This window comes from Chryseobacterium caseinilyticum (assembly GCF_014837145.1).
Taxonomy (GTDB): domain Bacteria; phylum Bacteroidota; class Bacteroidia; order Flavobacteriales; family Weeksellaceae; genus Chryseobacterium; species Chryseobacterium caseinilyticum.
The window spans coordinates 1114422-1130223 of record NZ_JACYFS010000001.1 but is presented as its reverse complement, the minus strand read 5'-3'; the positions used below and the strand labels follow the sequence as shown (position 1 = coordinate 1130223).

Genomic DNA, 15802 nt, shown 5'->3' with positions numbered 1-15802 from the left:
AATTGACAATTAATTCTACATCATTATATGAACATTGAAAAAATACAGGCGCTAAGAGGTCCAAACATTTGGAGCATAAGAAGAAAAAAGCTTATCCAGATGAGATTGGATCTTCAGGAAATGGAAAATTATCCTACCAACAAGATTGATGGATTCAGAGAGCGTATTGAGAAATTGCTGCCTTCACTTTTATCTCACCGGTGTTCTGAAGGCGTAGAAGGCGGTTTTTTTCACAGAGTACAGGAAGGAACCTGGCTTGGCCACGTTATCGAACATATCGCACTCGAAATTCAAACTTTAGCAGGTATGGATGTTGGCTTTGGAAGAACCAGAGAAACCAGAACGCCCGGAGTTTACAATGTAGTTTTTAATTATCTCGAAGAGAACGCAGGAATTTTTGCAGCAGAAGAGTCTGTAAAAATCGTGGAAGCACTCGTTGAAGGAAGAGAGTATGATATTGCCGGATGCATTCAGAAACTGAAGGAAATCCGTGAAAAGGTGCGTCTAGGTCCTTCAACAGGAAGTATTGTAGAAGAAGCTGTTTCAAGAAAAATTCCATGGATCAGACTTGGTACCAATTCTTTGGTTCAGTTGGGTTATGGTGTTAATCAGCAGCGATTTCAGGCAACGATTACCGGAAATACAAGCTGTATTGGTGTAGACATTGCCTGTAATAAAGATCTAACCAAGCGAATGCTTCACGACGCCGCAATTCCGGTGCCGATCGGCGAACTGATCGTTGATGAAGAAGGATTGGATGAGGTCGTAAGAAAGATAGGTTATCCTATCGTAATCAAACCTTTAGACGGAAATCACGGTAAAGGCTCTTCAATCAATGTCAATGATTGGGAAGCTGCCAAAATCGGTTTGGAACACGCCCAGACCTATTCAAAAAAAGTAATTGTTGAAAAATATATTACCGGATATGATTTCAGAGTTTTGGTAATCAATAATAAAATGATTGCCGCGGCAAGAAGAGTTCCCGCTCACGTGATTGGTGACGGAGAGTTAAATCTTCAGCAACTGATAGATAAGGAAAATGAGGATCCGAGAAGAGGCTACGGTCACGAAAATGTACTGACTGAAATTACGATAGACAAAGATACGACCGAGCTTTTAGATAAACTCAATTATACTTTAGATACAGTTCCTCAAAAAGGTGAAGTGGTTTACCTTAAATCAACTGCCAATCTTTCAACCGGCGGAACCTCTATTGATGTTACCGATATGGTGCATCCGGAAAATATTACCATGGCTGAAAGAATTTCGAAAATCATAGGTCTTGATGTTTGCGGAATTGATATTATGGCTGAAAACCTGACCCAACCTTTAAAGGAAAGTGGTGCTGCTATCATTGAAGTAAACGCTGCTCCGGGCTTCAGAATGCACCTTGCACCGAGCGAGGGATTGCCTAGAAACGTTGCTGCGCCAGTGGTTGATATGCTTTATCCTCCAGGAAAACCATTTACCATTCCAATTATTGCCGTAACAGGAACCAACGGGAAAACTACAACTACCAGATTAATTTCTCATATTGTAAAAAACAACGGTTACAGAGTAGGATTTACCACATCGGACGGTATTTATATTCAAAATACGATGCTGACGAAAGGCGATACAACGGGTCCGATTTCCGCAGAATTTATCTTAAAAGATCCAACGGTAGAATTTGCCGTTCTGGAAACTGCCAGAGGAGGAATTTTAAGATCAGGTTTAGGCTTCTCCAACTGTGATATCGGGGTTTTAACCAACATTAAGGAAGATCATTTAGGCATCAACGATATTCATAATCTTAAAGATCTTACGAAAGTAAAACGTGTGATTCTCGACAGTGTAAAGAAGAATGGTTGGAGCGTAATGAATGCCGACGACGAATATTCTATGAGAATCATCAACGATCTTGACAGTAATATTGCGCTTTTCAGTATGGACGAAAACAATCCGTTCATTAAAAAATATGCGAAGGAAGGAAAAACGACCTGTGTCTATGAAGAAGGTTTTGTAACCATCAAAAAAGGCGACTGGAAAATCAGAATTGGTAAAGCCAAAGATTTCCCGATTACGATGGAAGGTAAAGCTAAATTTATGATTGAAAACGTTTTGGCTGCGAGTTTGGCGTGCTATCTCTACGGATTTGCGATCGAAGATATTTCCAATTCACTCAGAACTTTTATTCCAAGTGCTCAGCTTACGCCAGGAAGACTGAATGTATTTAATTTTAAAAACTTTAAGGTCTTAATCGACTTTGCACACAATCCTGCGGGTTACGAAGCGATTGAAGATTACCTTAAAAATGTGGAAGCTACCAAGAAAATAGGAATTATTTCGGGAGTTGGCGACAGGAGAGATGCAGACATCAAGCTTTGCGGGAAAATTGCCGGCAGAATGTTTGACCACATCATCATCCGCAACGAAAAACATCTGCGAGGCCGAACTGAAGAGGAAATCAACAATTTAATCATCGAAGGAATGCAGGAATCAGGCAGAGATGTGAGTTATGAAACAATCCCGAAAGAGATTGAAGCGTTGAAACATGCGATGGGAATGGCTGAAGACGGCACATTCATCACAGCTTTGAGCGACGTTATTTCTAATGCAATTGATCTTGTACAGGAATATCAGGCGAGAGAATTGCTTGAAGAAAATAAAGGACTTTAATTTAGATTAAAGTTTATAAAAAAATCGGGTGAGCCAGTGGTTCACCCGATTTTTATTTATTCCTCGCCAAAAAAGGCATGTGAACTGCCAATCCAGATGGCGTCTTTTTTATTGAAATCTACATTCACCATTTCTGCTTTGGTCATTCTTACAAGATACTGAACCAAAACCGGACGCTCATCATCTTCCTGCCATACGTACAAAAGCCGTATTTCAGCACGTGAAAAATCTCCGTTGATATCTTCAAAAACCGGAGCATATTCTACTTTTCTCTGTAAAATATAATTTTCCTTATCTTCGATTTTATCTGTAATTTCTGGTGTTGGATAAAGATTGACACCGCTTCCTGCAAAGGAGAAAAGTGGTTTCAAAACAAAATCATTCAGATTTTCATCCTCAGGAAAATCATTTAAAAAATAACTTTTAGGAACAAATTCATGTTTTAATAAAGGCAAAAGATATTTTGAAATCTTAAAAAACCAGTTGGGATGCGTGACCCAGGTTACATCAACCTCTTCTCTGAAATCAAATTCAGTTTTCAGATCCGGAATTCTGTCGAGTTCGTCAAAAATGACGCGGTTGTAAATTCTTTTGATTTCTGTCAACTGACCGTCGTTATCATAAAAAAGTTTTTTGCCTTCCTTTTTAATTTTGGTCAGACAAACTGTTTTTATTCCCAGAAAATTTTCTGTCAGCCTAAAATCAACTTCTGTTTTCTGTCTTTCGGGATAAATTTCGAGCAAAATTACATTTTCAGGATTTTCGTTTCCTACAATCAGATTTTTCATCTGCGACAAAAATTCTTCATCGCTCATCTTACTTTTCAGATCATTGAGAAAAGGGTAGACTTCACAGAATGCTTCCTCGTACACCTTTTGAAAAGCATACAAAGAGGGAAATGCCTGAAGCTCGATCAGCTGAGGTTCAACTTCACCATCTGAATTTTTACAGATTCCGAAATCGATGGTGAAAAAATGAGGTTTTAAAGTATCGTTCGGAACTTTACAGTTTTCCGGAATAGCTTTTTGCAGAGCTTCCGGAGACATGGCGATGATTTGGTCTAAAATGCTTTCGCTGGCGTCTGTAAGTTTTGTTTTGAAGTCTGCAGTCAGAAAAATCGGACTTTCAGAAAGTTTAAATCCTGTTTTAATTCCGCTTTTTTCTGCTAAGATGGAATTTATTTTTAAATACTTCTCCTCAGAGAATTCTGAATTAAATTTTTGTCTGTATTTTGGAATCATCCCTGATGTTTTTTTAAATTAAAAAATCGGGCGTTTTGCCCGATTTATGCTGTATTTCTAAACAGTTTCCGGCTGTAGAATTTTTTGTTTTGCATCTTCCAGAAACCTTGGTAGAATTTGTGCCTGAGTCAGTTTTATTTTATCCTCATCGTCCATTCTGTCCAGCGTTTCAAGATACTTTTCGATGCCGTAATTTTCAATCATCGCCAGTTTGTTCTCTTCATCTTTCAGATTTTCAAGCATTCCTTCAGGATTGGCTTCAGGATGAAACTGCGTCCCGAAAATCTCCTCTGAAAAACGAATTGCCATTACAGCTCTTTCCAGATTGATGTGCGGACGGAACTTTTCCAGTGCCATGATTTTCATTCCAAGTTCATCAAACCGCTGTTGATTCGGTTCAATAAACTGATATGCTCTGGAGTCCACGGCATAGAAAGGATCCGGTAGATTTTTAAGTAAAAAATCATGCTCTCCTTCCTCAGATTTGTGAACTGGCATTACACCAAATGAATATGATTTTCTCTCACAAATATTCCCGAGTTCCCAATGAATGCTGGCAATCTGAAACGAATGACAGATTAAAAACATATACTTTTTATCTGCTGAATTTTGATTGTGATTAAAAACCCCATCTAAAAGATCAGCGAATTTTCCTTCCCATTCATGACCTTCTCTGTGCGGATTTCCGGGACCTCCGGAAGAAATGAAAATATCGAAATCTTCCAGTTTTGGCATCTCGTTCAGATGTCTTATATCAAAAGTGGTAATGCTTATTTGTTCTTCAGAATTTGCTTTAAAACTTTCAGAAATCTCACGGATGTTCTTAAAACCCTGATTTTTCTTGTTGTTATTCATATCCAACAGCGCAATTCTTATCTCTTTCATAACTTCATAATTTGAACAAAGTTATAAAATTTTTATAAAGCAGCCTCGCTGTGGGTAATACCAAATTCTGTTTCAGAGATCATATAATCAACTACTTTCTTCAAATCTCCCGTTTCCTGAAGTACTTTCAATTGGCGGTCTGCACCGGTTCCGTTTTCAATAATCTGCCATGCATATTCTACTTCTTTTCTGCAGCCTAATTCATCCACAACATCGTCGATAAACTCCAGAAGTTCTTTCAAAAGATCACGGTAAGGAACAGATTCCTCTTTTCCAAAATCAATTAAATGGGCATCGATTCCGTCTTTGGAAGCACGCCATTTGTTTTCATTTAAAAGTAATCTTCTGTAGCTTCTGAAACTTAAATTCTGCTGATGAAGTTTGTAGATTTTTGCTACCAGACACTGCATAATTGCAGCAAGACAGACTGTTTCGTCTATTCTCATCGGCATATCGCAGATTCTGAACTCAATAGTCGGATAAAAAGGATGCACACGGAGATCCCACCATATTTTTTTGGCATTGTCAATCGTTCCGGTTTTTACCAGAAGATCAACGTAGCTGTCAAATTCAGAAAGTGAATTAAAATAACTTGGAATTCCAGTTCTCGGAAACTTCACGAAAATTTCCTGTCTGTAAGATTTAAATCCGGTATTTCTCCCAATCCAGAAAGGTGAATTGGTGGATAAAGCATAAACGTGGGGCAGAAAATAACGCATTACATTCTGTATTCTTACGCCTTCCTCACGGTTGGGAATGCCGATGTGTACGTGCAGACCAAAGATGAGGTTTCCTCTTGCCACGTCGCCCATATCGTCAACGATCTTATTGTAACGCTCGCCATTGGTGATGGTGTTGTGCTCCCAGTTTGAAAAAGGATGTGTTCCTCCTCCTGAGACACGGAGTCCCTGCTCGTGGGCTGTTGCAATAAGGTGTTTACGGAGGCTCGTGAGCTCTTCTCTCGCCTGCTGTATATTCTGGCAGATTCCCGTCTCCATTTCAATCATGGATTCGTGCATTTCATGTTTTAAATTTTCACTTAAAACTGCCTTGCCGCCCTCAATAATTTTGGAAACGTGAGAAATAAGATCTCTGCTTTCTACGTCTATGATTTGATATTCCTCTTCAATTCCTATGGTGAATGTGTGCATACTTTGTGTTTTTTCAGGTTAGTTATTTCGCAGAGTCCTTCACAAAAGTTCCCCATGAAATATTTGCTTTTCCAGGAACATATTCTTTGGCTTTTTCAATCGCAAATTTTGCTGCATTCTCCACAATCCATTTGAAGTTTTCTTCTCCAACAGAATTTTTATCAGCATCCGGCGCAGGATTACAGAAATCAATAGCGTAAGGAATTCCGTCTCTCACTGCAAATTCTACAGTATTGAAATCGTAACCTAAAGCTTCATTCATTTTAATAGTATAATCGTGAATCGTTTTTAAAAGCTTTTTAAGTTTTGCCCCTGAAGTCTTATGTGTGGTCGCATATCTTAAATGATGCTCATTTCTTGGCTCGTAAGGCATGATGTGTACGTGCTTTTTACCAAGACAGTATACTCTGTAGTAATCATCAAATACAATTTCTTCCTGTACCATCATCACCAACTGCTCAGTTTCTGATAATTTATCCCAAAGATCTTCCGGACTTTCAACTCTGTACACGCTTTTCCAACCGCCACCGTCGTGAGGTTTCATATAGGCAGGAAATCCTACATAGTCGAAAATATAATCCCAGTCATGGGGGAATTTCAGGTTTCTGAATGAAGTTTCGGAAGTGTTGCTCGGTCTCTGATGAGAAGGAAGCAAAACCGTTTTAGGTAGCGGAATACCCAATTTTGACATCAGTGCATTGTTGAAAAACTTTTCGTCAGCGCTCCACCAGAAAGGATTGTTCATTACATACGTTCCGTTTAAAGCTGCGTTTTTCAGATAAGCTCTGTAGAAGGGAACATCCTGAGAAATTCTGTCGATGATAACAGCGTATCCGTAATCGACGCCCTGCTCAAGCTTATCGATCATTACGGGTTCTGCAACGATGTCTCCTTTTCCCAATTCGTTTACCTTATCGATGAATGCCCACGGAAATGTGTCTTCCATACCAAAAAGAATTCCTACTTTTTTTGCCATAATAATAGTTTTAATGAGTGTTTATTGTTTAGATTTAAATTAAATTTTAAGAAAAAAAACGCCCTATAAATGTCGGGAAAACCATTCGCCAAAGCGGCCAGTCGTGATTGATCCATTTTCTTTCATCATACCAGAAATCAATGCCTTTTGAACTTAGTATTTCTGCCATTTCGATGTTTTTGTCTTTGCAGATGTCTTCGTCTGAAGTGCTTAAAACAATGTGCATGTGTTTGTATTTCCATGCTTCATCGGTGCGGACAAATTCTCTCGGACAGTTGTAGAAAACGAGGTCATCACTGTATCCGTCCATAAAGTTTCTGATGCTGAACGCTCCTGACAAACAGAAAAGATGCGAAACCAAATCCGGGAATCTGAAAGCAAAATTAGCGGCGTGATAACCTCCAAAACTTGCTCCTGCAACGGCGACACGGTGTGTCTGATGAATTTTCTGAACATAAGGCACAAATTCTTTTAAAAGAAACTGTACATACAATTCGTAATTTTTGATTCTCTGGCGTGGCGAAATGTTGTTGTCATAAAAACTCCACCCGTCTATAGTCTGAATGTTATAAAGTTTTACTTTACCCTGTTCTAAAAACCAGTTGATACTTCCGTTAAGATGGAAATCATGGTTTTGAGTGTATTGCCCCTGTGAAGTGGGAAACATAATAATTGGGTAACCAAAATGTCCTGTAATTTCTACTTTAAGGCTTGTTCCTAATATATGTGAATAGTAATCTGTATGCGTGATTTGCGGCATAAGTTTTAATGTTTGAAAATTAAATAAAATCTAAGAAGTCGGTTTGTCTTTTGGCGGAATAATACTCAGCATATCTTCGTGAATCTTCACTGCCGTTTCGTCCAGCCTCGTCTGTACAAGATCAGATTTTGAAGACTTGTAAACGATACCGATGTGATAATCTATTGGTAAAAATTTCACGGTTTCTTCCGACTCGAAATATTGGTAATCCGGATGTTTTTCTTTAATTAATGCGATGATGAGGCCGGCGTAATAACCCGTAGGTTTTGAAATGGAATAATCTAAATCTTTCAAAAGTGCATCTTCAATCTTTGCCCATTCTCTCCAGATATTGATTCCGCTGGAAGCTTCCACTAGATCAGGAATGTGTGCTCCGCCAACGCGTGATGAGGTTTCAAGAAAATACCACTTTCCATCCTCTTTTCCACGGATAAATTCTGTATGGGTCGCCCCGTTTTGAAGTCCGAAATTGGAAAGAACCTGTACATTGGCTTTCTCCAGAGCTTTAAACTCTGCGGTAGACCGTCCTAAAGTACGCGTTCTGAAGACTCCGCCTTCGTGAGAAACCTGCATTGGTGGAGCCAGATATTTGGATGATGATGTAAAAATCGTTTTAGCATTGAAGGTAAGACTGTCTACGTGATAAACGTCGCCAGGCTTGAAGCTTTCCAAAAGGAAAAGATGTCTCTCGTCACCTAAATTTTCGAGAGCCTGCCAAAGTTCTTCTTCAGATTTCAATTTTTTTATTCCACTTGCTGAAGCTTCAGATCTTGGTTTTAAAACCCAGGGTGCGGGAACATTTTTGGCAAATTCAGCGACTTCAGCATCATTGAAAACAGCAGTGAACTCGGGAACATTGATCCCTGAATTTTTTGCCTTCTGTCTCATCGCAAGTTTATCTCGAAAATAGCGGTGCGTGGTCTGTCCCATTCCGGGAATTCTGAAGGTTTCACGTACCAAGGCAGCTTTTTCAACATCGTAATCATCGAGAGCAATTACTGCGTCTACTTTTCGGGTTTTCATGAGATGAGAAAATCCCTGTACCAAATGCTCGAGATCCCAGACCGAAGGCTTAATTTCGGGCATATAGAAAACTTCGTTTATCGCATGCCAGGGCCAGTTTTTTTCTTTGAGATTTTCTGAGGTAATGAGAATGACCCTGTTGCCAAGATTCTGCATCTCCTCCATAAAATCATAGCCTTTGTAATAACAGGAAATACAAACAATAGTTTTCTGCTCCATATAGTGTTTTTGAGTTTTAGGTTAATTATTAAAAGCAAAACCAAATAATTATTCAGGATGTTTTAATAAAAATCCCCAACTGATATGATTTTGTAAATTTCTTATCAAGTATAGGGATAAATTTTTTAAAAAACTAATTTTTAGTGATAATTTTCAATTAATTGGGCTAATAACTGAACGCCATATCCAGTTGCTGCCTTTTCTTTTGAATATCCCGTATTTCCAAATGCTACGCCGGCAATATCGAGATGAGCCCAATTGGGATGACCTTCAATAAATTCTTCCAGAAATTTTGCGGCAACTATACAGTCTCCGATGGGTTTCATTGAAATGTTTTTCACATCAGCAACATCAGATTTGAAATCATCTTTCCAGACGTCCCAAAGTGGTAAATTCCAAAGCCTTTGGTTGGTCTGATCACCGGTTTTCAGAAGTAAATCCTTTAATCTGTCATTGTTTGAAAACATCGCTCCACAGGTATCTCCAAACATTCTCACGCTGCTTCCGGTAAGCGTCGCAAGGTCAATCATCACATCAGTTTTATAATTTTTTGCGAGGTAGGAGAGTGCATCTGCCAGAATCATCCTTCCTTCCGCATCTGTATTGAGAACTTCGATTGTTTTTCCGTTGTAGGCTTTGATGACGTCACTTGGTAAATAAGCATTTTTAGATACAGCGTTATCCGTGATTGGCAAAACAGCAATGATGTTGACAGGAATTTCTTTTTCTGCGGCGTAAATCAATGCTCCGATAACGGCTGTAGCGCCGCCCATATCAGATTTCATATAATGCATGTTATCTGAAGCTTTGATTGAAATTCCGCCCGTATCAAAGGTTACACATTTGCCGACAAGACCGATGGTTTTGGCATTTTTTACCTTAGTTTTATATTCTAAAATGGTAAATGCTGCATCCTGCTCACTTCCTTGGTTGACTGCCAGATATGCTCCCAGACCAAGCTCTTCGCATTTTTTTCGGTTAAAAACGGTGTATTTAAAATCATATTTTTTAGAAAGATCTTTTAAAGAAGTACTTAAAACATCTGTTTTTTTATGATTGGCTGGTTTATTCAGCCATTCCATACAGGCGAACTGGCCTTCGCAAAGGGCATTTGTATTGTTTTTGATATGATCGAGTTTCTTCTGACTGAAGTTTTCAAAATGAATCTCAGTGCTTTCATTCCAAAACGTGTGAGATTTGTCGAAATTATAGGTGTACGTACCTAAGTAAAGCCCTTTGAAAAATTCTTCAAATTGTTTTTCAGTGATACTTTCGCAAATGATCTGTGTGGGAACAGGCTGTATTTTCTCTTTTTGAGTCTGAGAAAATTTCTGTCCGACCTGTTGGAATTCAAAATTGGCTGAATCCGTCTTACCCAAACCGATAAAAAAAGTAATGCTCTCATCATCAGTCTGAATGTGAACTTCATTCTTTTTCCCTGAAAACAGCAGACTGATATTTTTATTAAAATTTTTTGAGCTTTCCTGCCACTGGTCTTCATTAAATAGCTGAAGAATCTGTGCGTATTTTTTATTTTTTTTGTTAATCAGTTTCATTTTATTAGATTTTTAATCCTGATGCGGAGTTACTTCCACCGGATTTTCTGTATTGTTGTAAAATAACCATTCTATGGCACGCGGAAATTCCTGCGACCAGTAAAATTCTTTGTGCTCGCCGTCCGGATTGATGTTGGTTTTAAATTCGAAATCAAAAAGATTTTTCTTTTCCCAAAGTTTCAGATACTGTTCAAAAACATTGATTCTGTTGACCATTTTTGAACCTTCTTTTTCGCCGCCGTACAGATAAATTTTAGTTTTAAAAGGAACCCTGAAATTCATCATCGGAAAATTATTATTAGGTTCAATCCAAAGACTTGGAGAAAATATCAAAAGTTTGGAGTAAACTTCAGGATAAAGAAATCCGCTATAAATACTGATGAGTCCGCCCAGTGAACTTCCGCCGATTCCTGTATTGTCACGGTCTTTTTTTGTACGGTAATGAGCATCGACGTAAGGTTTTAAGGTATCGGTTATAAACCGGATGTATTTTTTTCCTTCCGAGCCATTGGCAACACTGTCATTATCAAAAATATATTCTTTGATGCGGTCTTCACTGCCATGTTCAATGGCAACAACAATCACATCGCCTCTGCCGTATTCTGAGAGTACCGAAAGTTTTTTGTCGATTTCCCAGTTTCCGTAGGCACTCCCTTCGTTGAAAAGATTCTGGGCATCCTGAAGGTAGAGTACAGGGTAGCTTTTTTCTGTAGAATAATAGTCGTGCGGGAGCAAAGCCCAGACTTTTCGGTGTCTGTCGAGCTGTGGGATATAAAATTCTTCGGAGATGATTTCGGCAATGGGATAAAGTTCTTTTTTAAAAGGTCCCCAGTTGTAACGCCACTTGGTTACCACGTCTTCACTGTTTTGTCTGCTTTTTTCAATTCTTCGGTTTGGGGTAATATTGGCGTATTCGTCCAATTCCACATTTTCCCATCCGCCTTTTGTAAATTTGTATTCTATAATGTCGGGTAAAAGACTGTCGTTAATCTCTATTGTTGAATGCTGTGGCTCTTTTTTCCAAAGCCTGAATTTTGGATCTTTAGGATTCCAGCTGTTGAAGTTACCAGTAATGTAAATCGGTCTGTCATCATTTTCCTGTGTCTTTAAATTAAATATCATGTACGTTCTGAAATATTTTTTGTTTGTTTAAATTTATAAAAACTTTTTTTAAACTAAATTATGTTCAGCGTATTTTCAATATTAAAAATCGCAACCGTTTCTTTTAACGGAGATTAAACATTTTTCAGCCTTATTTAAATTAAAAATTAATTAAAATCAATATTAAAATTTTGTTACAACTGTGTTTTGCATAATAAAATTTTATATATTTACGTAAATCCCAAAAATTAGTTGATATGGGGTATAACTCTTGCAATAGAGTTTTACAACTCAGTTCAGGAGAAAAACATAAACGATGAAGTCTGTACAAAACTATTCACTTTTTACCGAGCATGATATTTATCTTTTTAAAGAAGGTAAACACTATAAACTGTACGATAAATTCGGCGCTCATTCAGTATCTAAAGATGGCGTGGAAGGCGTTTATTTTTCAGTATGGGCTCCTTTTGCTGCCAAAGTTTCAGTAATTGGTAATTTTAATAACTGGAATCCCGCTCAGGCCGTCCTTTCGCCAAGATGGGATGAATCCGGTATTTGGGAAGGGTTTATTCCTGATTTGCCGTGGGGTACTCTTTATAAATATGCCATTGAAACTAAAGAAGGAGAGATTTTGGAGAAAAGTGATCCTTACGCACTCAGCTGGGAACAGAATCTTCAGGCTGCATCGCTTATTTCTACAACCTATTACGATTGGGATGATACAGACTGGATGCAGAACCGCTGGAAAAACAACAGCCTTAATGCTCCTCTTTCCGTCTACGAAATGCACATCGGTTCGTGGTTTCGCGATGGAGAAAATCCAAAACAGTTTTTAAACTACAGGGATATTGCCCAAAAATTAGTTCCATATATCCTTGAAATGGGTTTTACTCATGTAGAATTTATGCCCGTGATGGAATATCCTTATGATCCAAGCTGGGGCTATCAGATTACAGGATTTTTTGCTGCGACATCGCGTTTTGGCTCTCCGCAGGATCTGATGTTTTTAATCAATGAACTTCACAAAAATAATATTGGTGTCATCCTCGATTGGGTTCCGTCCCATTTTCCCGGCGATGCTAATGGTTTGCACAAATTCGACGGCTCTTACTTGTATGAACACGAAGATCCGAGAAAGGGCTTTCATCCCGACTGGAAATCCTATATTTTTAATTACGGCCGAAATGAAGTTAAATCTTTTCTGATTTCCAATGCCATGTTTTGGCTCGACCGTTATCACGCCGACGGTTTGCGTGTAGATGCCGTAACATCGATGCTTCATCTCGATTATTCAAGAAATGAAGGCGAGTGGGAACCCAATATTTTCGGTACCAATGTAAATCTTGAAGCTAAAACTTTCCTGCAGGAGTTCAATACTGCTGTTTATAAAGAATTTGGTGATTCAATCATAACCATTGCTGAAGAAAGTTCAGATTTTCCGATGCTGACGAAGCCTGTACACGATGGTGGAGTAGGTTTTGGAATGAAATGGATGATGGGCTGGATGCACGACACGCTGAAATATTTTAAAGAAGATCCTATCAACCGGAAACATTTACATCACAAACTGACTTTTGCTTCGATGTACATGTACAACGAAAATTATATGATGCCTCTGTCCCACGACGAGGTGGTGCACGGAAAAGCCAGTCTTATTTATAAAATGTTTGGCGATGAATGGCAGAAATTTGCCAATCTCAGAGCCCTGTATGTTTACATGTTTACACATCCAGGAGCAAAATTACTCTTCATGGGCGATGAATTCGGGCAAACCAGCGAGTGGAATTTTAAACAGAGTTTAGACTGGCATCTTCTGCAATATCCTGTACATGCCGGTTTGAAGGAAGCAGTTAAAGATTTAAATCATCTTTACAAAAATGAAACGGCACTTTATAAAAATCAATTTAATCCTTATGGTTTTGAATGGGTGGAAGCCGATGATACTGATAATTCTGTTCTTATTTATTTAAGGAAAGGTAAAAATGAGGATGACATTTTAATGACGGTTCTCAATCTTACACCAAGGGTGATCGATTATAAAATCGGAGTGGATGAAAATTCCAAATGGGAAGTTATTTTTAATTCTGACGATGAAAAATATGGAGGCAGTGGTGTGATCGCCAACATCTTCAGTGAAGATCAGGAAGAATGGAAAAATAAAACAAACACAATAAGCATCAATCTTCCAGCACTTTCGGGAGTGGTTTTGAGACAATCTAAAATAATTGTTCCGAAAAAAGCTAAATCTAAACTAAAAAACAAAAAATAATAAATGAATATTTATCACCTCAGTACAGAATGTTATCCTGTTGCCAAAGTGGGCGGACTTGCCGATGTCGTCGGTGCATTGCCAAAATATCAGAATAAAATAAAGGGGATTAGCGCCAAAGTGGTGATGCCTTTTTACAATAAGCCATTTGTTTTTGACCACGATTTTGAAATTGTTTTTGACGGCTGGATTCATCAGGGCGGAAATATGCTTCAGGTACAGGTTTTAAAAGAAAAAACAGATGTCTTGGGGTTTGAATTATATATGGTGAGAATTCCGGGGCTTTTAGACCGTGATAATCCTTATGGCTATCAGGATGAAAGCTTCCAGTTTTTGGCTTTTCAACATGGATTGCTTCACTGGATGACTGCGATGCAGATTCGTCCGGATGTGCTTCACTGTCATGATTATCATACTGGGTTGGTTCCGTTTATGATAGAAAACTGTCCGGAATTCGGATTTCTGAAAGGGGTGAAAACAATTGCAACGATTCACAACGGAGAATACCAAGGCTGGATGAGTTGGGGAATGGCGAATTACTTTCCTGCCTTTGATCAATACAAATGGGGACTTTTGGATTGGAATGGGATGATCAATCCTTTGGCATCAATGATTAAATGTGCCCATGCTTTTACAACGGTTTCAGAAGGTTATCTGCAGGAGCTGTTTGAAAGTTTCAAAGGGCTTGAAACTTTGGTAAGAGACGAACACTACAAAGCCCACGGCATCATCAACGGTATTGATACAGAAGTCTGGAACCCGGCAACTGACCCGATGTTGGATTTCAATTTCACCAAAAAAGATGTATTTAAAAAGAAAAAAATGAGCAAGGAAAAGCTCTGCAAAGAATATGGCTTGAATCCGGATTTGCCACTTTTTGGCTTTATCGGAAGATTTGCCACAGAAAAAGGAGCAGATCTGCTTCCAGATACCGTTTGGCGAAGCATTCAGCAAAACTATGGCGGTCTCAACATTATTATTTTGGGTTCAGGAAATACATATCTTGAAGACAGGCTTTCAGAACTGAGCTACTCGTTCAGCAATTTCGCACTGGATCTTGGTTATAAGGAATATCTTTCCCATAAAATATATGCTTCGGCAGATTTTTTGTTGATGCCATCCAGAGTAGAGCCTTGCGGGCTTAATCAGATGTATGCGATGCGTTACGGAACAATTCCGGTGGTAAGTTATACAGGTGGATTGCGTGATACTGTAAAGGATATTTCTACAGGAGGTGCGGGGATTAATTTTACTTATCCCGGAGTTGATGATATACTTCATGCGATAAACAGAGCGGTGAGCATGTACTACAAAAAAGATATAATGCAGGGTCTGATCAAGGCTAATATGAGTTTCGATTTTGCCTGGGAAAAATCTGCTGAGAAATACATAGCTTTATATAATCAATAAACTTTGAAAATATTTTCAATCCTACTGTTGTTCTTTATACTGTTTTCCTGCGGTAAAAAAGATAAAAAGGTAAGTCCGTCAAAAAATAGCGGGTTCGTATTTTTATCGTATGGATTACCTGACATCAGTAATAGGCATATTGTAGAAAGTGTAGATGAAAAGTGGAATATAAGAAGAATTGCTGTCGCAGGATGTGTTGTCACAGAAGAATTGATAGATAGCGTCAGAACCGAAAATAATAAAACTGAACTTGCGCTTGAACAACAATATGGTAAGGATTGGAAAAACAGATATGAAGAAGACTTACGAAATTTTCAGCAGAAAGAAATTGATATAATGGATATCTTAATTTCATCTGAAGTTTTCAGGCAACAATTGGGAAAGTGTAAATTTCCGATTGATGAAATTGTAAAAACTGTTAGACAAAGAGGAAGTTCAGAAATTTATAACGTAGACATTTTTGATCCTCAAAATCAGGATAAGATATGCTTTAAAGCGGAAGTCGATATCAGAAAACGAACTGTAAAAATAATATAATATAAAAAATCACAAC

Annotated in this window: 12 protein-coding genes; 4 read left to right on the top strand and 8 right to left on the bottom strand. The window is 38.3% G+C overall.

Features of this window, described 5'->3' with window-relative positions; translation table 11 throughout:
• Window positions 1-27: 27 nt before the first annotated feature.
• A complete protein-coding gene (gene cphA, locus IC610_RS05435) occupies window positions 28-2658 on the top strand; it encodes a cyanophycin synthetase (RefSeq protein WP_191735567.1) in 2631 nt (876 codons plus the stop codon).
• A gap of 56 nt (window positions 2659-2714) precedes the next feature.
• On the opposite strand, the gene IC610_RS05430 is transcribed toward cphA, so the two are convergent.
• The 8 genes from IC610_RS05430 to IC610_RS05395 form a co-directional block, all read right to left on the bottom strand.
• Window positions 2715-3899, bottom strand: a complete 1185-nt coding sequence (locus IC610_RS05430) for an ATP-grasp domain-containing protein (RefSeq protein ID WP_191735566.1) — start codon at window positions 3897-3899, stop codon at window positions 2715-2717.
• A gap of 57 nt (window positions 3900-3956) precedes the next feature.
• Window positions 3957-4784, bottom strand: a complete 828-nt coding sequence (locus IC610_RS05425; RefSeq protein ID WP_191735565.1) for a type 1 glutamine amidotransferase — start codon at window positions 4782-4784, stop codon at window positions 3957-3959.
• Window positions 4785-4816: 32 nt separating this feature from the next.
• Window positions 4817-5935, bottom strand: coding sequence for a carboxylate-amine ligase (locus IC610_RS05420; protein WP_191735564.1), 1119 nt, complete (start codon window positions 5933-5935; stop codon window positions 4817-4819).
• A gap of 22 nt (window positions 5936-5957) precedes the next feature.
• Window positions 5958-6911: an ATP-grasp domain-containing protein gene (locus tag IC610_RS05415; protein ID WP_191735563.1), complete on the bottom strand. Its 954-nt coding sequence runs from the start codon at window positions 6909-6911 to the stop codon at window positions 5958-5960.
• Between the two features lie 46 nt (window positions 6912-6957).
• Window positions 6958-7671: an alpha/beta hydrolase gene (locus IC610_RS05410; RefSeq protein ID WP_191735562.1), complete on the bottom strand. Its 714-nt coding sequence runs from the start codon at window positions 7669-7671 to the stop codon at window positions 6958-6960.
• A 30-nt stretch (window positions 7672-7701) separates the two neighbouring features.
• Window positions 7702-8913, bottom strand: a complete 1212-nt coding sequence (locus IC610_RS05405) for an ATP-grasp domain-containing protein (protein WP_191735561.1) — start codon at window positions 8911-8913, stop codon at window positions 7702-7704.
• Between the two features lie 140 nt (window positions 8914-9053).
• Window positions 9054-10469, bottom strand: coding sequence for a leucyl aminopeptidase family protein (locus IC610_RS05400; protein ID WP_191735560.1), 1416 nt, complete (start codon window positions 10467-10469; stop codon window positions 9054-9056).
• Between the two features lie 12 nt (window positions 10470-10481).
• The gene (locus IC610_RS05395) at window positions 10482-11591 is read right to left on the bottom strand and encodes an alpha/beta hydrolase (RefSeq protein WP_191735559.1); all 1110 of its coding nucleotides are present in this window, start codon (window positions 11589-11591) and stop codon (window positions 10482-10484) included.
• Between the two features lie 295 nt (window positions 11592-11886).
• Here IC610_RS05395 and glgB point away from each other — a divergent pair, with 295 nt between their 5' ends.
• The 3 genes from glgB to IC610_RS05380 are packed head-to-tail and all read left to right on the top strand — an operon-like array spanning window position 11887 to window position 15786.
• The gene (gene glgB, locus IC610_RS05390) at window positions 11887-13839 is read left to right on the top strand and encodes a 1,4-alpha-glucan branching protein GlgB (protein ID WP_191735558.1); all 1953 of its coding nucleotides are present in this window, start codon (window positions 11887-11889) and stop codon (window positions 13837-13839) included.
• A gap of 3 nt (window positions 13840-13842) precedes the next feature.
• A complete protein-coding gene (locus tag IC610_RS05385) occupies window positions 13843-15249 on the top strand; it encodes a glycogen synthase (RefSeq protein ID WP_191735557.1) in 1407 nt (468 codons plus the stop codon).
• 3 nt (window positions 15250-15252) lie between these two features.
• Window positions 15253-15786, top strand: coding sequence for an FEKKY domain-containing protein (locus tag IC610_RS05380; protein ID WP_191735556.1), 534 nt, complete (start codon window positions 15253-15255; stop codon window positions 15784-15786).
• Window positions 15787-15802: the final 16 nt, after the last annotated feature.